At 48.2% G+C, this 18,195-nt stretch carries 17 protein-coding genes; 8 read left to right on the forward strand and 9 right to left on the reverse strand.

The window, feature by feature from the left end; translation table 11 throughout:
* The first annotated feature begins 210 nt into the window (after nucleotides 1-210).
* The 4 genes from potA to potD all read left to right on the forward strand — a co-directional run bounded on the left by potA (nucleotide 211) and on the right by potD (nucleotide 4,080).
* Nucleotides 211-1,326, forward strand: coding sequence for a spermidine/putrescine ABC transporter ATP-binding protein PotA (potA, locus tag RFN81_RS10275; RefSeq protein ID WP_264495753.1), 1,116 nt, complete (start codon nucleotides 211-213; stop codon nucleotides 1,324-1,326).
* Entirely contained in the window at nucleotides 1,310-2,170 is an 861-nt protein-coding gene (gene potB / locus RFN81_RS10280; RefSeq protein WP_264495754.1) for a spermidine/putrescine ABC transporter permease PotB, read from the forward strand. The genes potA and potB overlap by 17 nt, the downstream gene beginning before the upstream one ends.
* Nucleotides 2,167-2,943, forward strand: coding sequence for a spermidine/putrescine ABC transporter permease PotC (gene potC / locus RFN81_RS10285; RefSeq protein WP_264495755.1), 777 nt, complete (start codon nucleotides 2,167-2,169; stop codon nucleotides 2,941-2,943). The genes potB and potC overlap by 4 nt, the downstream gene beginning before the upstream one ends.
* Nucleotides 2,944-3,036: 93 nt before the next feature.
* Nucleotides 3,037-4,080 carry a spermidine/putrescine ABC transporter substrate-binding protein PotD gene (gene potD / locus RFN81_RS10290; protein ID WP_264495756.1) on the forward strand — a complete coding sequence of 348 codons (1,044 nt, stop codon included), beginning with the start codon at nucleotides 3,037-3,039 and terminating at the stop codon, nucleotides 4,078-4,080.
* Nucleotides 4,081-4,248: 168 nt separating this feature from the next.
* Here potD and prc read toward each other — a convergent pair whose 3' ends face one another.
* The 3 genes from prc to RFN81_RS10305 all read right to left on the reverse strand — a co-directional run bounded on the left by prc (nucleotide 4,249) and on the right by RFN81_RS10305 (nucleotide 7,609).
* Nucleotides 4,249-6,264 (reverse strand): carboxy terminal-processing peptidase, encoded by a 2,016-nt coding sequence (gene prc / locus RFN81_RS10295; RefSeq protein WP_264495757.1) that lies wholly within the window; start codon nucleotides 6,262-6,264, stop codon nucleotides 4,249-4,251.
* Nucleotides 6,265-6,283: 19 nt separating this feature from the next.
* Nucleotides 6,284-7,018 (reverse strand): RNA chaperone ProQ, encoded by a 735-nt coding sequence (gene proQ, locus RFN81_RS10300; RefSeq protein ID WP_264495758.1) that lies wholly within the window; start codon nucleotides 7,016-7,018, stop codon nucleotides 6,284-6,286.
* An 84-nt stretch (nucleotides 7,019-7,102) separates the two neighbouring features.
* On the reverse strand, nucleotides 7,103-7,609 hold the full coding sequence (locus RFN81_RS10305; RefSeq protein ID WP_264495759.1) for a GAF domain-containing protein: 507 nt from the start codon (nucleotides 7,607-7,609) through the stop codon (nucleotides 7,103-7,105).
* Nucleotides 7,610-7,975: 366 nt separating this feature from the next.
* Here RFN81_RS10305 and rsmF point away from each other — a divergent pair, with 366 nt between their 5' ends.
* Both rsmF and RFN81_RS10315 read left to right on the forward strand, forming a co-directional pair.
* On the forward strand, nucleotides 7,976-9,430 hold the full coding sequence (rsmF, locus tag RFN81_RS10310) for a 16S rRNA (cytosine(1407)-C(5))-methyltransferase RsmF (protein ID WP_264495760.1): 1,455 nt from the start codon (nucleotides 7,976-7,978) through the stop codon (nucleotides 9,428-9,430).
* Nucleotides 9,431-9,554: 124 nt separating this feature from the next.
* Nucleotides 9,555-9,746, forward strand: a complete 192-nt coding sequence (locus tag RFN81_RS10315) for a YebW family protein (protein WP_264495761.1) — start codon at nucleotides 9,555-9,557, stop codon at nucleotides 9,744-9,746.
* A gap of 214 nt (nucleotides 9,747-9,960) precedes the next feature.
* Here the strand turns inward: RFN81_RS10315 and RFN81_RS10320 are convergent, their stop codons facing one another.
* From RFN81_RS10320 to ftnA, 5 genes are all read right to left on the reverse strand, one after another.
* Nucleotides 9,961-11,028 (reverse strand): malate/lactate/ureidoglycolate dehydrogenase, encoded by a 1,068-nt coding sequence (locus tag RFN81_RS10320; RefSeq protein WP_264495762.1) that lies wholly within the window; start codon nucleotides 11,026-11,028, stop codon nucleotides 9,961-9,963.
* Nucleotides 11,029-11,350: 322 nt separating this feature from the next.
* Nucleotides 11,351-11,563, reverse strand: coding sequence for a transcription antiterminator/RNA stability regulator CspE (cspE, locus tag RFN81_RS10325; RefSeq protein WP_264495763.1), 213 nt, complete (start codon nucleotides 11,561-11,563; stop codon nucleotides 11,351-11,353).
* 464 nt (nucleotides 11,564-12,027) lie between these two features.
* Nucleotides 12,028-12,282, reverse strand: a complete 255-nt coding sequence (locus RFN81_RS10330; protein WP_264495764.1) for a hypothetical protein — start codon at nucleotides 12,280-12,282, stop codon at nucleotides 12,028-12,030.
* Between the two features lie 378 nt (nucleotides 12,283-12,660).
* Nucleotides 12,661-13,026, reverse strand: coding sequence for a YebY family protein (locus tag RFN81_RS10335; RefSeq protein WP_264495765.1), 366 nt, complete (start codon nucleotides 13,024-13,026; stop codon nucleotides 12,661-12,663).
* A gap of 277 nt (nucleotides 13,027-13,303) precedes the next feature.
* A complete protein-coding gene (gene ftnA / locus RFN81_RS10340; RefSeq protein ID WP_264495766.1) occupies nucleotides 13,304-13,810 on the reverse strand; it encodes a non-heme ferritin in 507 nt (168 codons plus the stop codon).
* 362 nt (nucleotides 13,811-14,172) lie between these two features.
* On the opposite strand from ftnA, the gene RFN81_RS10345 reads away from it, so the two are divergent.
* Nucleotides 14,173-14,403 (forward strand): DNA polymerase III subunit theta, encoded by a 231-nt coding sequence (locus RFN81_RS10345; RefSeq protein ID WP_264495767.1) that lies wholly within the window; start codon nucleotides 14,173-14,175, stop codon nucleotides 14,401-14,403.
* 355 nt (nucleotides 14,404-14,758) lie between these two features.
* Here RFN81_RS10345 and RFN81_RS10350 read toward each other — a convergent pair whose 3' ends face one another.
* A complete protein-coding gene (locus RFN81_RS10350; protein ID WP_264498939.1) occupies nucleotides 14,759-16,813 on the reverse strand; it encodes a S9 family peptidase in 2,055 nt (684 codons plus the stop codon).
* A 196-nt stretch (nucleotides 16,814-17,009) separates the two neighbouring features.
* Here RFN81_RS10350 and purT point away from each other — a divergent pair, with 196 nt between their 5' ends.
* Complete coding sequence (gene purT, locus RFN81_RS10355; protein ID WP_264495768.1) at nucleotides 17,010-18,188, forward strand: formate-dependent phosphoribosylglycinamide formyltransferase; 1,179 nt, start codon at nucleotides 17,010-17,012, stop codon at nucleotides 18,186-18,188.
* Nucleotides 18,189-18,195 lie beyond the last annotated feature (7 nt).

The following is an 18,195-nucleotide window of genomic DNA, read 5'->3' on the forward strand; positions in this document are numbered from 1 at the left end:
TGGAGTAACAGTTATATTCCCTTACTGAAGGGATCTCCGCTATTCTTTTATCCATTAGCCGCCAGTCAGTCACGTAAGTTGGCGTTAAGCTGCGTTTCCCGTAAAATGCCGCCCTTACTTGCACCCCCACTGTCTGAAAGGTGATAACCCTGGTACGATCGCAATAATCATGTTGCCGATCTGCCGAATCAGGAATAGAGCTATACCTTAATGAAAGAAAACTCCCTGACTGTGCCGGTCGTTGAATTGATCAACGTCCATAAAGGCTTTGATGGCAAAGACATCATTTCACACTTTAATCTCACTATTAATAACGGCGAGTTTCTGACGATCCTTGGCCCTTCCGGCTGTGGGAAAACCACCGTACTGCGTCTGATTGCCGGGCTGGAAGCGGTCGATAGCGGCAATATTATGCTGGAAAAGCAAGATATTACCCATCAACCCGCGGAGCAACGCCATGTAAATACCGTGTTCCAAAGCTACGCGTTGTTTCCTCACCTCAGCGTGTTCGAGAACGTAGCGTTTGGCCTGCGTATGCAGAAAACACCTGCCGCAGAGATTACGCCACGCGTAACGGAAGCGCTAAAAATGGTGCAACTTGACGCGCTGGCGCAGCGCCGCCCCCACCAGCTATCAGGCGGTCAGCAACAGCGCGTCGCTATTGCCCGCGCTGTGGTTAACCAGCCCAAAGTGCTACTGCTGGACGAATCGCTTTCAGCGCTCGATTACAAGCTACGTAAGCAGATGCAAAACGAACTCAAAGCGCTGCAACGTAAACTGGGCATTACCTTTATTTTCGTCACGCACGATCAGGAAGAAGCGCTGACTATGTCTGACCGCATCGTAGTCATGCGCGAAGGACGTATTGAGCAAGATGGCACGCCGCGTGAAATCTACGAAGAACCGAAAAATCTGTTCGTTGCCAGTTTTATTGGCGAAATTAATATCTTCGACGCCGTGGTGCTGGAGCCTCTTGACGAACAGCGGGTTCGCGCCAGGGTAGAAGGCCACGAATGTGCGATCGCCGTCAACTTTCCGGTCCACATTGGTCAGCACCTTAACGTATTGCTACGCCCGGAAGATTTACGTGTCGAAGAGCTAGGCGATGGCATGCAGGCGCAAGGCATGGTGGGTTATGTGCGTGAGCGCAACTATAAAGGTATGACGCTGGAATCCAACATCGAGTTGGAAAACGGCAAAATGGTCATGGTCAGCGAATTCTTCAACGAAGACGATCCCGATTTCGATCATTCACTCAATCAGAAGGTCGATGTCACTTGGGTAGAAAGCTGGGAGGTCGTCCTTAACGATGAAGACGCCGCGTAAACGCTTTCAAAACATGATTATTACTCTCATCGTATCCTGGCTGGTGTTATTTGTTTTCCTGCCCAATCTGATGATTATCGCGACCAGTTTTCTCACGCGCGATGATGCCCATTTCGTCAGTCTGGTCTTTACGCTGGAAAACTATACGCGACTGATCGATCCACTGTATGCCTCAGTGTTGCTGCATTCGCTGAATATGGCGGTTATCGCTACGCTCTGCTGTTTACTACTCGGCTATCCGTTTGCATTTATTCTGGCGCGCTTACCAAAGAGAATTCAGCCGTTGATGTTATTTTTACTCATCGTGCCGTTCTGGACTAATTCGCTGATCCGTATTTATGGACTGAAAATTTTCCTGAGCACGCGAGGACATCTGAACGAATTCCTGCTTTGGACTGGTCTCATCGATACCCCAATACGGATTATGTATACTTCTGAAGCGGTGATCCTCGGCCTGATTTATATTTTGCTGCCTTTTATGGTCCTGCCGCTCTACTCCAGTATCGAGAAGCTGGATAAGTCGTATCTAGAAGCCGCACGCGATTTAGGCGCCAATAAATGGCAAACCTTTATTCGCGTAGTGATCCCGCTCACGATGCCGGGAATCATTGCGGGCTGTTTATTAGTGCTATTACCCGCTATGGGGTTGTTCTTCGTCGCCGACTTGATGGGCGGAGCCAAAAATCTCTTGATCGGCAATGTAATTAAAAGCCAGTTTCTCAATATTCGCGATTGGCCGTTTGGCGCCGCCACGAGCATTTGCCTAACGCTGATCATGGGTGTGCTGTTGTTTATCTACTACCGCACTGCGCGCATGCTCAACAAGAAGGGAGAACTGGAATGATCGGACGTGTACTGCGCGGTGGATTGATGTCCATCATTTACGCTTACCTGTATATCCCGATCGTTATTCTGATCGTGAATTCCTTTAATCAGGCACGCTTCGGCATCAACTGGCAGGGGTTTACGCTAGACTGGTATCGTCTGCTCATAAACAACGACAGCCTGCTTCAGGCCGCACAGCATTCGTTGACAATGGCTATTTTCTCCGCAACTTTTGCCACGCTGATTGGTTCCTTAACGGCGGTTGCGCTGTATCGCTATCGTTTTCGCGGTAAACCTTTTGTCGGCGGTATGCTATTCGTTGTGATGATGTCGCCCGATATTGTGATGGCCATTTCTCTGCTGGTGCTCTTCATGCTACTGGGCATCTCACTCGGCTTCTGGTCGCTGCTGTTTTCCCACATCACTTTTTGCCTGCCGTTTGTCGTCGTAACGGTTTACTCGCGTTTGAAGGGGTTTGATGTGCGAATGTTGGAAGCTGCGCGTGATTTAGGTGCCAGCGAGGTCATTATTTTACGCAAAATTATTTTACCGCTGGCCATGCCGGCGGTCGCCGCCAGTTGGTTACTCAGCTTTACGTTATCGATGGATGACGTGGTGGTGTCCTCCTTTGTCACCGGGCCTGCGTATGAAATCCTACCGTTAAAAATCTACTCGATGGTAAAGGTCGGCGTCTCGCCGGAAGTCAACGCACTGGCAACTATTTTACTGGTTTTATCGCTGGTGCTGGTGCTGAGTAGCCAACTCATTTTACGCGATCGCACCGGAAAATAAGGCGGCGGCTTACGCAGTGAATGATGACATTTATATTTGCATACCTGTCGATATCGGCAGGTATGTCCTTTGGGACTTATGAGGAGGTAAACAATGAAAAAGTGGCCACATCTATTGGCAGCCTGCACGCTGGCATTTGGCGTCAGCACCGCCAATGCCAACGACGGTAAAACACTCTATTTCTATAACTGGACCGAGTATGTGCCGCCGGGCCTATTGGAACAGTTCACGAAAGAAACCGGCATCAAGGTGATCTACTCGACCTATGAGTCCAATGAGAGTATGTATGCCAAATTGAAAACCTATAAGGATGGCGCCTACGATCTGATCGTGCCATCAACGTATTTTATCTCCAAAATGAGTAAAGAAGGCATGCTGCAAAAGATCGATACCAGCAAGCTCAGCAATTTCCACAACCTCGACCCTAATCTGCTACATAAATCTTTTGATCCGAACAACGACTACTCGGTGCCTTATATCTGGGGCGCAACAGCAATTGGTGTTAATCATGAAGCCATTGATCCGGCCAGCGTCACGGGGTGGGCAGATTTGTGGGATAAGAAATACAAAAATAGTTTGTTACTCACGGACGACGCGCGTGAGGTGTTCCAAATTGCGCTACGTAAACTCGGCTACTCGGCCAATACCACCGACCCAAAGGAGATCGAGGCAGCCTACAAAGAACTGCAAGCCTTAATGCCGAACGTGTTAACGTTCAACTCGGATAACCCCGGCAATCCGTTCATTGAAGGTGAAGTCAACTTGGGGATGATATGGAACGGTTCTGCCTATGTCGCACGTCAGGCGGGTACGCCGCTGGATGTAATCTGGCCCAAAGAAGGCGGCATTTTCTGGATGGACAGCTTGGCGATCCCCGCCAACGCCAAAAACGTTGATGGCGCAATGAAACTGATCGACTTCCTGTTACGTCCAGAAGTGGCGGCGCAGGTTGCGGAAACTATCGGCTATCCAACGCCGAATCTAGCGGCGAAAAAGCGACTTCCACCAGAAATTTCGGGAGACAAAACACTATACCCGGATGACGAAACCATCGCCAAAGGCGAATGGCAGAATGATGTTGGCAGCGCCAGCACACTGTACGAAACCTATTTTCAGCAGCTAAAAGCGGGTCGTTAACACGATGGCAGCGGTGCACCGCGTGCGCCCTATCGCTATACGGGGCAAACGCCATTAGCTCCCCAGGCAGCAATTATCTACCAACGTAATTCGCCGCCAACGCAAAGCGCCCTGCTGGATTAATCCGACAGGGCGCTTGTTATTTACCTTTCTAATGCGCGCGAAACGTTACTCTTTCTGCTCCTGAGCCAAATCGTGAGCGATTTTTACCGTTTCATCCAGATAAGGATCGGGCGCCTGATAATCTTTCGGCAAATCATCCAACGACGCTAACGGTTTTTTACCTTCCCTCGCTAACCGCTCATTAACGCGTTGCAAACGCACGGATTCCTCATCATTATTCTCTTTCTCGCGCAGCGCAAGATTGAGTGAGACGATATTGCGCTTATCCTTCGTCGCGTTGTAATGCGCAATATCTTGCGCAATGTATTGGAACTCTGGATCTTTGGCAATGCGCTCCTGATGAAACTCATTCAGCTTGCCAATCAGTGCGCTAAGATCGCCGCTTTTGGTGTAGTTAGCCGCCTTGATGCTGTCCCACGGCAGCGCGTTATCTTCAAATTTTTCACCGGTATCCACTGTTTCAGTACCGGTTGGCATCATTACGTCAGGCGTCACCCCTTTCATCTGGGTACTGCCGCCGTTAATGCGATAAAATTTCTGAATAGTGTATTGCACCGAACCTAGCGCAGGCCAATCAGGACGCAGCATCTGATCGTAAATTCGACTCAGCAAACGATACTGTTGTACGGTACCTTTACCAAACGTGGGTTCCCCCACAATCAGTGCGCGACCATAATCCTGCATTGCTGCCGCAAAAATTTCAGAAGCGGAGGCGCTGAAGCGATCAACCAGCACCACTAGCGGACCTTTGTAATACACAACACCGTCGGTATCGCTGTCCTCTCGCACCTTGCCATTATTGTCACGCACCTGCACAATCGGGCCACTCGGGATAAATAGGCCGGAAAGCCCCACGGCTTCGGTCAATGCCCCACCGCCGTTAGCTCGCAAGTCAATGACAATGCTGCTAACGTGCTGTTTCTCCAATTTCTGGAGTTGAACTTTGACATCATCAGTCAGGCCAACATAGAAACCGGGAATATCCAACACGCCAACTTTATCTTTACCCACCGTTTTGACCGACATTTTAACGGCACGATCTTCAAGGCGAATGTGTTCGCGCGTTAATGTGACAATGCGGGTCTTGGTTCCTTTACCGGCTGGCAAGATTTCCAGGCGCACCTTACTCCCTTTTGGCCCTTTAATGAGTGCGACCACGTCATCCAAACGCCAGCCGATGACATCCACCATTGGCTTACCACTTTGTCCTACGCCCACCACACGATCGCCAACGGTAATATTTTTGCTCTTCGCTGCCGGCCCGCCAGGGACCAGCGAATTAATCACGGTGTAATCATCATCCATCTGTAATACGGCGCCAATACCTTCAAGCGACAAGCTCATTTCAGTGTTGAACTGTTCGGTATTACGCGGTGATAGGTAGCTGGTATGCGGATCGATTTCCCGTGCGAAGGCGTTCATGATGAGTTGAAACACATCTTCACTGTTGCTTTGCGCCAAACGGCGGATAGCAAACTGGTAACGCTTGGTTAACGTTTCTTTAATATCTTTATCGGATTTACCTGAGAGTTTCAGATTAAGCCAGTCATATTTTACCTTGGCGTCCCACAGTCGATTAAGCTCAGCCACACTCTGCGGCCAGGGCGCTTTACTGCGGTCAACTTCAAACGTATCGTTGCCCGTCAGATCGATGGGCTTATTGAGCAGCGAGAGCGCATACTGGAAACGCTCAAAACGTCGTTTCTGCGCTAAGTTATATAATGCGTAAGGGACAGCCAATTGACCGGATTTAAGTGCGTCGCCTAGTTGAGCTTCCTGCCCGGCGAAACGCGCGACATCCGAGGCTAACAGCACATTGTGGCTGTAGTCCAACATATTGAGATAGCGTTGGAAAATCTTCTCAGAGAACGATGCATCCAACATAAACTGACGATAATGCGAACGCAGGAAACGTGAGACCACCCTGTCACTCACCGTCGCATGTTGAGGTTCCTGATGCAGCTGAGGGATCTGCTCGACACGCGTTATATTTTCATTTGCAAAACTCGAACCCGCCAGCAGTAAACCTGCAATAGCGGTTATTTTGACGATATTGTTCATGCCCAGGTTGGCCTCCGTATCAGAACTGCAAATGTTCTGCGCGCACAATCATTGCCAATCCGGAAGCCAACTGTACTCTGACTTCACCCTTAGCAATTTCAAGCACGGTAGCATCCATGGCATCTTTGCCAGCCCTGACTTTGATTCCCTGACCGATTTGCAGTTTGGAAATATCCGTAACCGCTACCCGCTGACGCTCATTACCAGCAGGCTTAGCCTGACGTGGTCGCGCATTGGCGGATTGCGAAGCAGGAGACTGAGATTGACCGGAAGAAGGCTTCCGCGGTGCGTTGCTTCGAGATGGGGTATTGGCACCTTCACGGCGTGGCGTACGCTTCTGAGCAGGACGAGGCGGGCGTGTCGCAGGTGCCGACTCTCCGGCTGCTTCACGTTTTTTCGCCTGTTGCTCCGCACGCTGGGCCTGGACTCGCGCTTTCGCCTCTGCTAATTGCGTGCGGGCATGATCAACATGCTGCTGCTCTAACTCACCACACGGATTACCATCCAGATCAACGCGTTGAGCCCCCACCTTTACGCCATACAGATAGCGCCAACTTGACGTATAAAGGCGTAATGCCGAGCGTAATTGCGTTTTACTGACGTTATCCTCTTCAGGGATGCGCTCAACAAGATCCTGAAAAATACCGATCTTTAACGGGCGCGTTTCACCTTCTGTGGTGAAACAAAGCGGGAACCGCTCTGCCAAAAAAGCAATAACTTCTTTACTACTGTTCAACTTAGGTTGATTTTCCATGAAATTTCCTGATTACAACGGGTTCGCCAACCGGCGCAGGCATGAACAGGCGCCATTATAATGACGCCATCGGCAATTGCCACGTTAACCTTGTCTCAACATGAGAGAATTGATGAACGTCATCATATCGCTCGCTTCCAGTTGAGTACAAAGTACACTAACGACGGCCTTCAGCCCTTCTTCATCATCCGCGTCAAAACGCTGGTAGAGAGTACTGTCAATATCCAGAACGCCAACTGGTCGCCCGTTAACGACAAGCGGTAGCACAATTTCCGCATTACTCGTGGCATCACAGGCAATATGCCCGGGAAACGCATGGACATCATCCACGCGTTGGACGCGATTTTCAGCGATTGCCGTACCACACACGCCTTTACCCACGGGAATGCGTACGCAGGCGACCTTACCCTGAAACGGCCCCAGGAAAAGCGTATTGTCGTCCAATAGGTAGAAACCCGCCCAGTTAACCCCATCCAAACGCTCAAACAGCAACGCACTACTGTTGGCTAAAATCGTGATAAAACGTTGTTCATCCGCAATAAGCGATGTCATATCGCGAATGAGATCCTGATAAAATTCTTGTTTATTCATACAATAATCGTTGTCTTTTCAAAACAAAGCGGAAAGTGCCCATATAAACGGCTTTAACATCAGCCACAGCATGCCATAAGATTACCGCGTTCGCGCGGAGAATCGTCTGTTTAACTATACGGCTATCGTGCATATCGTGCTATTTCTGCTGACATATGAATAGTGAATCGCAACGCTATCCTTATTACCGAAGGCATTGGGTTATGCTTGAGTGCTCCGATGCCATTTTTCACAAAGAATCCGCGCGATATTCACCTCGGCGACAAGCGCCGTTCTGGCGTTTCAACACCGTCAATGAAAAATCCGTGTTACACTTCGCCGCTCTTCTCCCTTGTTTGACCAGACAACGTGTACGGAACCCTGCCCGTGGCAAAATTTACCCCAGCCAGCCTGCCAGCTGAATTCCTCGATGCTATGCGCGATACCATGCCATCATCACTATCAATGGACGATTTTATTGCCGCCTGCCGACGCCCTTTACGCCGAAGTATCCGCGTTAATACCTTAAAAATCAGCGTCGATGCCTTTCTTCGGCTCGTGCAGCCTTATGGCTGGGAGCTTGAACCCATTCCCTGGTGTCAGGAAGGTTTCTGGCTGCTGAATGTCGAGGAGGAAAACACCCGACTGGGTAATACGCTAGAACACTTGAGCGGGCTGTTTTACATCCAAGAAGCCAGTTCCATGCTGCCCGTCAGCGCCCTGTTCCATCATAACGATGGGTTGGAAACAATTTTGGACGTCGCGGCTGCACCAGGTTCCAAAACGACGCAAATTGCGGCGAAAATGAACAACGCGGGCGCCATTATCGCCAACGAATATTCGGGCAGTCGGGTGAAAGTATTACACGCTAATATTAGCCGCTGCGGAGTCAGCAACACCGCAATAACACACTTTGATGGGCGCGTTTTTGGTGCAGCTTTACCGGAATATTTTGACGCTATTCTGCTGGATGCCCCATGCTCTGGCGAAGGCGTTGTGCGTAAAGATCCCATGGCGATAAACCACTGGTCGCCAGAGAGCATTATTAGTATGGCCGCTACACAGCGCGACCTGATTTTGAGCGCATTTCATGCCCTTAAGCCTGGTGGCATCATGATTTATTCCACCTGCACGTTAAATATGCAGGAAAATCAGCAGGTCTGTCATTGGCTACAGACGCAATTTCCCGATGCATTGGAATTTGAGCCATTAAACGGCCTTTTCCCCAATGCCGACCGCGCCGCCACGAGAGAAGGCTTCTTGCACGTATTCCCACAGATTTATGATAGTGAAGGCTTCTTCGTCGCGCGGTTGCGGAAAACAGCCAGCGTACCGCCACTGCCACGCCCAGGCTATAAAGTGGGTAAATTTCCCTTCTCTCCTGTCGCGGCCAAGGATAGTGCGTTGATCAGACAGGCTGCAGATAAACAAGGTATGCATTGGGATGAGGCATTACTTCAGCTCTGGCAGCGTGATGGAGAGATTTGGCTTTTCCCTGCGGCATTAACCTCCGCTTTTGGTCATATCAAATTCTCACGTATTGGCCTTAAACTTGCCGAACGCTATCCCAAAGGCTTGCGCTGGCAACATGAAGCGGTTATCGCCCTGGCGGATCCAAAAGCGATCAACGCCTACGAACTGACAGATCGTCTTGCCATTACATGGTTTCAAGGCAAAGATTGCTACCCTGAACCGCTTCCCGATAAGGAGGAACTGGTATTAACCTATCGGAACACGCCTGTCGGTCTGGCCAAACGCATTAACAGCCGGATAAAAAACGGCCTGCCTCGCGACCTAGTGCGGGATGGTGCATTCTCCGCACAGCCCATAGCTAAAAAATAGCGCCCTGCTCTGTATCAGGTGGCAATGAAACCACCTGACGAATCACGGGGTTTCTCGTTGCTCACTAATTTTCATCTACAATTATCAAGACAGATAATAACGTCAGTAATGTCTGGAGAACGGCATGTTTGCGTTAGTGATATTTGTGTGTTATCTCGGGCATGGCTGTGATGATTTAGTCATTGGCGCCTACAACACGGAAGCGCAGTGTCTGCACGCGATGGATGAACAGCGCTTGCGTCGCGCTGGCTGCTTTCCTATTGAGGAGTATATTGACGGCTTCTGGGTCCCTGCTCAGGAGTACGCGGATTTCTAGTTGACTTACCTGATACCCTTGCCGACATTCGCTGCGTAATACTTAGAACCTATCCCATTAAGACTATCTTACTTGCTATTTTGGCCTTGGGCAGGGCTCGAAATCCTCACGCATCCGTGACGAATATTCTGCCCCAAATCCGGTTAGTTCTTAACGCCCCAATGAAGATAGCCCAGGGTAGTAACCCTACCACCCTGAGCCCTTCGGCGTAACGTTATGCTATTTTTGAAAATTCGTCCGGGTTCATTCCCAATGTAATCCCCGCTTCCACAATTTTCTGCCATTCCTGATCGGACAGATAAATCCCTTCAGCATGACGCTGCGCCAGAGACCGACGTTCTGGCTCACCTGCGATTAAAATAGGCTGTGCCGGATCGGGCGCTGTTGAAGATCGGACGTATTCCAGCATCGCGTCATACTCTTTTTGCAGCCACGACATCGACACCAGGCTGGCGGGGTCGATAACAATCGTTGTCATATTATTCATTATCGCCCCGTCACGCGTATTTTCTGGTTGAATAGTCCCACCGCCAGAAAGCAAACCCGCCAACATCTCTGCCGCTAAAATCAACCCCCCACCTTTATGTTTGGCGATAGGCTTTAAAGCTCCGTGTTTATCGCCTTCCCACATAACTGTCGGGTCGTTAGTTGAAACGCCGTTGCAATCAAGCATTACCTCTTCATCAAATTTTTTGCCTGCCAGATAGGCAACCCGTGTCTTTCCTAACGCCACCATGCTGGTTGCAAAATCCAACACAAACGCAGCATTATGAGCCGTTGGCGGAAAGGCGATGCAGATAGGGTTTGTGCCAAAACGCGCGTCACTACCACACCAAGGCGCGACGATAGGATCGATGTCATTAACGTTAACAAAATGTATCGAAACTAGCCCAGCCTCCGCCGCCATTTCTCCATAGGTGCCAATACGCCCTAAATGGCACGTTGAGGATAGCGTCATTAAACACACGCCCGTCTTTTTCACGCGATCAATTGCCGCCTGCATTGCTTCTTTGCCTGTCCGCTGACCGAAACCGCGGTCGCCAGCGAACTGCAACACCGCTCCGCTATCACGTAGCAAACGCGCCGGCGTATTCGGATGCATAATGCCTTTTTCAATAAAAGACACATAATGTGGCAACATCCCAACCCCATGGCTATCATGCCCTTTCAGGTTTGCTGCCACGAGATGTTCTGTGACAATACGCGCCTCACTTTCTTCACATCCTAATTTTTGCAATACACTTTGCGTCGTCGCCATCAAACGGTTCACTGAAATCTGCATATCTTTCCCTCTATTATTCTGATTGCGTATTCATTGAATCCATCCTACTGCGGAACAGGCGCGAATGGCATAACAAATAATAAATGATGTCATTGGCTATTTTTTGGCCAAAAAAGAAAGAGTGACCAAAGGTGACCATTGATACGAGACTAGAGAGAAATACTAACACGGAGAAGGAGTTACAAATTGAATATGAGGATTGATGAGACCAAAAAAACCCCTAGCTTTTGGCTAGGGGCTTATTATACTTTTCTTAACGACTCTGGCAAAAATTGCAACTATCGTTTCAGCAAGAAAAGCATCACGTTAATGCGCGGCTTTATTACAGTGCAACAACGTTGCCAGCTGAAGGACCTTTCTGACCATTTTCAATGGAGAACTCAACTTTCTGGCCTTCATCAAGAGTTTTGAAATCATTGCTCTGGATAGCAGAAAAATGTACAAATACATCTTTGCTACCGTTGTCAGGAGTAATAAAACCAAAACCTTTACCAGCATCAAACCATTTTACTAAACCAGTCATTTTATCAGACATAGAAATTACCTTATTTTTTATAGCGCCTTCCGGCAAATATGGCCTGCGCACAGAAATTCATTAGCAACAATAAGAAGGCTCAAAAGAAGGGATATCTATGGATAACTCTTGAAAATGAGAACTGCTTTACTAAACTGCTTTTTTATGTCTGCGAATCAAACCGACCACCTATTAACGCATGCCTAACATTTTTTAGCAAGCCTTTATTTTAAAACCCGGTACAAAGAATAAATGATCACCACCTGCGAGCGATGAATTCCTGCTACATTCAGATCCAGAGAGGATCGGTGAATTGTTGTTCGTTAAGATACGAGACCTATGGCAGCACGCAATGAGATACGCCCCTCTACGATGCGGAACAGTTCGCTAATAGCCCCTGTAAATGAACAGGCTTTTGTATTTAAGGGATTTTAATGACCATAACACCGTTGTCTTATTATAAAAAACTAACTATTTGACAAATATCAATTCAAGCGATACCGAAAATCTCTGCGTATATCATCTACTTTAACGACGCGGACATGCCTATTACAAATAAACCATATTTCGTCCCGATCATTCGCTAATATATAGTAAGCATCCGACGTTTCTGATGGATTGAAACACCCAAGAACGCGGTAAGCGATATCCGTGGAAAAACCGCTATGTGATGGTAATGGTCTAGGCCCATTAACCAATTCCTGGATTCTTACGTATAAACCTTGTTCAAGCCAAAGCATCAAACCTCACAATACACTGACCGCTATTCAATAAAATGTAGTCAATAAAATCTTATATTGGCAAGTGTCCGACGGGCATAAATATTCATAAATTCTTTCTCCGGCTACCAGTCTCGCACTTCACCTATTAATCCCACTGTACCGATATTCCTTACGAGCATTCGTGGATTCAATGGTAAGGGGCATAGGCTTTTGCGCAGAAGTAACTGCCATAGATCAGACCAAATAGCGGATAACTACCTGGATACAATAAGAAATACTGCTACTTAGGAAAGGCCGTCTATCAAATTGTGTACATTTTCATGTGCTTATTAAAATTGGAGCAAATTACACACTTTTTGTATATTGCAAAATCAAAGAGCATTGCGGGCAGCTGTATTAGTGACGCTGCGGCACCGTATCAGTCTGGCACAGCTGCTCTGCACGCTCGATAAACGGTTGAAGGCTTTTTTTCTGTCCTGGCTGTTCAGGATCATCTAACCAGATAGCATCTATTGGCTGCGCATTCACCTGGCCGGATTTCATCTGCGCAATGGCGACGTCATTTAATGGGTATTGCATCAGCGTCCCAGTATGTAATGCGTATAATGCGTGCCCAGGGCGACAAATTAGTTGAACTTCTTCACGCGTGAAAGCCCAACGATCGCCGTATTGTAGCCGGCTGATGGTGACCAGTTTAGCAGCAGAAAAGGCATTGACAGAAAATGATGTAAGCACAACGGATAGCAAAAATTTCTTCATCATGGTGTTCTCTACATGCGAATTCAGATGATGATATACGTGGCACGTTTGTCTTTACCATTATCAGGAAAAAGCAGGCGCACACCTTATAAAACATAAGGTTGTACATCACGGCTACTGCGATCATAGCGGCTGGGGAAGATGAAGTCGAGACCATGCCTAGAATAAAATTAATGGCGAGATAGTGGTAGAAAAGTAATTTGGTGGCAGAAACGGCGGGATAAAAACCTCATCCCGCGTTATTCACATGCGTACTGGTTTGCAGGGGCGTCGCTTGTCGTCAGGCCGTTGGTGCAGCAACCGACATTTTTTTCAAGTCTTGATCGATGAAGAACAAACCACCTTCACTAGCATTGACCAACGCCAGTTTATCTAGAATAGAACGGAATAATTTCTCTTCCTCGTGCTGCTCAGCAACATACCATTGCAGGAAATTAAAAGTGGAATAGTCTTGCTGCGTCATTGCCGCATGCGCCAGCTCATTAATTTTGGCGGTAATTAGTTGTTCGTGTTCATAGGTTAATTTGAACACGTCAGTCAATGACTCGAAATCAACCGGCGGAGCCGCAATAGCGCCTAATACGGGAAAACTTCCGGTATCATCCAAATAGTCAAACAGACGCTGCATGTGCTGCATTTCTTCCTGAGAATGCATCTTAAGAAAACGCGATGCGCCTTCATAACCTTTGTCACCGCACCACGCGCTCATCTGCAAATACAAATTTGCAGAATAAAACTCTAAATTCAGTTGTTCATTCAACTTCTGAATCATTTCTTTTTTTAGCATAGTAACGCCTCTTTTATTAGCAGATGAAATCTATTGAGCATTATGCCTGAAAAATAAAATCAAAAACACCTAAAACGCGCTAATTTAAAGCCTGGAGATCCATCTGTTAAGGCATACTTTCATCCTACGTTATTTATTCATATTTATTTAATAAAAAATCTCAATATACAATTACGAATCATTTTCATTAGCGTAAAAGATTTTGAGTAAATGTAATATAGCCACAATAAAAAATATTATAATGATTATTACTACATAATGATAATAATAATCATATCCATGATAGGTTGAGCGCTTGCCATTTACCCATCATTACTTTACCGTTGCACATTGCTCTGTGTATGAACATAGGAGGAAGTATCATGAGTCATAATTTGGCCGAACTCTCTAAGGAAGAGATGGAAAAAGTTAACGTCGATTTAGCTGCGTCGGGCGTAGCCTTCAAGGAACGTTACAATATGCCGGTCATCCCAGAGGCCATTGAAAGAGAGCAGCCTGAGCATCTGCGCCACTACTTTCGCGAACGCGTCATGTTTTATCGTCAGCGCTCCTTGCAGTTCTCTCGCTTACCCTATGAACCCAAGGTAAAATAACCCTACCTTCGCCTCTGGTGTTACATGGATTGCTTATGTTTAAATATCATTTAAAATCAACATATTAAACGGGTTGAATGATTTTATGCTTGCATGTCAGCGCCCGCAGGAGGTTAATGGAGTGGCAACCTTACCTTTTATCAAGCGAGGCAAGATATGAGTAAAGGAATGGATAGCAAAAAGAATAGTAAGAAAAAGCCCTTAAAAACGGCCGCTGAAAAACGTGCTGATAAAAAAGCAAAAAAATCGCAGGTTGATATTACCTGAGTATCAATAACTCTGGTAATGAACCATGCAGATAGGGTAAACCCTTCGGTGGGTTTACCCTCGTATGTTGTAGCGTAGCCGTCAGATTTTATTCGTTATCTTCCGTTATGCTTTCTTCTAACACCATCAACAAGAAAGTATACTCCAGCGCAATATCCTCATAGCGCTTGAAACGTCCCGATTTTCCGCCGTGGCCTGCATCCATATCGGTAAATAACAATACTAATCGGTCGTCCGTTTTAACCTCTCGTAATTTTGCCACCCACTTCGCGGGTTCCCAGTACTGTACCTGGGAATCATGCAATCCAGTTGTTACTAATAAATGTGGATAACGCTGCGCAGTCACACCGTCATAGGGGCTATATTGTTTAATGTAATTATAGTAAGTAAGTTCATTTGGATTACCCCATTCATCGTACTCACCGGTCGTCAACGGGATTGACGCATCCAACATGGTTGTTAATACATCAACAAATGGAACTTGGGCAACAACGCCTTTAAACATATCAGGCGCCATATTTAACACGGCGCCCATTAGCAAACCTCCCGCGCTACCGCCCATGGCAAACATATTTCTCCGGTCGCCATACCCCTTTTCGATTAATGCCTGCGATACATCGATAAAATCCGTAAAAGAATGCATTTTATTGAGCAAACGACCATCGTCGTACCACTGCTGCCCAAGCTCACTGCCCCCGCGAATATGTGCTAAGGCAAACACAAACCCTCGATCTAACAGACTCAGGCGACTTACGCTGAAATCCGGATCCATGCTATTGCCATAGGCACCGTAGCCGTAGACCAGTATGGGATTCCTACCCGGATTGAAATGCGCGCGATGATAAACCAAGGAAACGGGCACATCGACACCGTCTCTAACCGTAATCCACACACGCTCGCTGTGATAATCCTGCGCCGAAAAATGGTTTACTTCGGTTTGTTTTAATATCTCTTGTTCGCCCGTATCCAGGTTTAACGCATAGATCGTGCTGGGCGTGGTCATCGATGAGTAACCATATCGCATTAATGCCGTTTCGGGCGACGGGTTATACGCCAGCCATGTCACATAACTCGCATCGTTAAAGGCGATCATTTTCTCTTGCCGCGTATCCCAGTGAATCTGACGTAAACGGGTCAAACCGCGTTCCCGTTCTTCGACGACTAGCCAATCACGAAAAAGCTCAAACCCTTCTAATACGCGGTGCTTGCTTGGTGCAATGACGGTTTCCAACGCATTTTCATCAGGTGTAGGCGAACGATAAAGACCAAAGTTTTTTCCTTCACGATTCGATCGCAGATAAAATTGCCCTTGGTAATGATCAATACTGTATTCGTGATCTCTTCGGCGGGGAATACACACCTGCGGCACGGCATCGGGAAGCGACGCGTCGAGCAACAACACCTCCGATGCTGTGGTGCTACTAAGGTAAATGGTGATGTATTGCTCTGATGTCGTCTTACTTAGACTTACATAATAGGTATCATCCTGCTCTTCGTATACCAGCTCATCCTGTGCCGGGTCGCTGCCCACGCGATGACGATAAACTTGATAGGGTAATAGCGTATGCTCATGTTTTCTTACGTAGTAGAGCATCTTCGAATCTGCCGACCATTCTGCAGCCGCGGTGACATTCTCGATTTCCTCCGCTAACCATTCTCCCCGAATCAAGTCGCGAAAGCGCAACGTGAACTGCCGACGAGATAAAAAATCTTCTGAAAGTGCCAGCAGCGCGTTATCAGGACTCACCTCAAGCGCCCCGAGGCTATAAAATTCATGCCCTTCCGCACGTTGATTTCCGTCTAGTAGCGTTTCCCACGCGCCGGTTTCCTGTTCGGGCTGGCGCAGGTAGATCGCATACTCCTTACCCTGCTCATAGCGACTTTGATAGCAATAGCCCTTTTTGATATACGGTACAGACATATCCGTTGATGGAAGGCGATTAACCATTTCATCAAAGAGCGCGCGCTTACGTTTTTCGTGCGGAGCCATTATCGCAGCGCTATAGGCGTTTTCCTGCTCCAGATAAGCTAATACCTGCGGATCGGCACGCTTATCATCGCGTAGCCAATAGTAATTATCGATACGTGTATCGCCATGGGCGCTCAATACATGAGGCCGTTTATCAGCTTGCGGGGTCTTCATCACGTCGGATCTCGTTGTCTAAACATAAAATTCACACAGCAAGCAGAGTGACATGGTTACCTCGCTATGCCAAGTTGCGAACTCATCTCTAAATGCACTTTGCGCACCACATTCCAATGCCCTGGCCTGATAATGCGGACGCAAACGTTTTCGTTTATACTGCGGCCATTTTTCACAACCCGATCAGGTATAGGTTATGTTAACGATTGGAACCGCTCTGCGCACAGACGCCACACGAGTGATGCTGCTGGGATCCGGAGAATTAGGCAAAGAAGTGGCGATTGAGTGCCAGCGTCTGGGGCTCGAAGTGATCGCGGTCGATCGCTATGCCGATGCGCCTGCTATGCAAGTCGCGCATCGCTATCACGTTATCAATATGTTAGATGGTGAGGCGCTGAAAGCACTGGTTGAAGCCGAACGCCCCGATTACATCGTGCCAGAAATCGAGGCCATTGCCACCGACATGCTGGTCACGCTGGAAAAGCAGGGGCACCGTGTAGTGCCTTGCGCACAAGCCACACGCTTGACGATGAACCGTGAAGGCATCCGCCGTCTGGCGGCTGAAACGCTCGGTGTACCCACCTCTACCTACCGTTTTGCCGACAGCGAAGCAAACTTTCATCAGGCAGTTGAAGCGATAGGTTATCCGTGCATCGTTAAGCCAGTCATGAGTTCATCCGGCAAAGGGCAAAGCCTGATTCGCTCCGCTGAGCAGCTAGAGCCCGCGTGGCGATACGCTCAGCAGGGCGGACGCGCTGGCGGTGGACGCGTCATCGTAGAAGGGCTGGTGAATTTCGATTTTGAAATCACGTTACTCACCATTCATGCGGTTGACGGTATCCATTTTTGCGCCCCTATTGGCCATCGCCAAGAAAATGGTGATTATCGTGAATCCTGGCAGCCGCAGCAGATGAGTACGCTGGCGCTTGAGCGTGCCCAAAAGATCGCCAGTGACGTGGTGCAAGCACTCGGCGGCTATGGTCTGTTCGGCGTTGAGCTTTTCATCTGTGGCGATGATGTCATCTTTAGTGAAGTCTCCCCACGCCCGCATGATACCGGTATGGTCACGATGATATCTCAGGATCTGTCCGAGTTCGCCCTGCACGTTCGTGCCTTCCTCGGCCTACCTATTGGTGCAATTCGCCAATATGGCGCGTCGGCATCCGCCGTGATCCTTCCGGAACTGGAAAGCAATAACGTGTGCTATCAGGGCTTGGAAAATTCGCTACTACCGCATACGCAAATACGCCTGTTTGGCAAACCGAGCATCAGTGGAAAACGTCGTATGGGGGTCGCGTTGGCCACGGCAGAAACGATCGACGATGCTGTTGACGTAGCTAAACGCGTCGCCGCCGGTGTCAAGGTCAGCGGTTAACAACTGA

The organism is Pectobacterium cacticida (assembly GCF_036885195.1).
GTDB lineage: Bacteria > Pseudomonadota > Gammaproteobacteria > Enterobacterales > Enterobacteriaceae > Pectobacterium > Pectobacterium cacticida.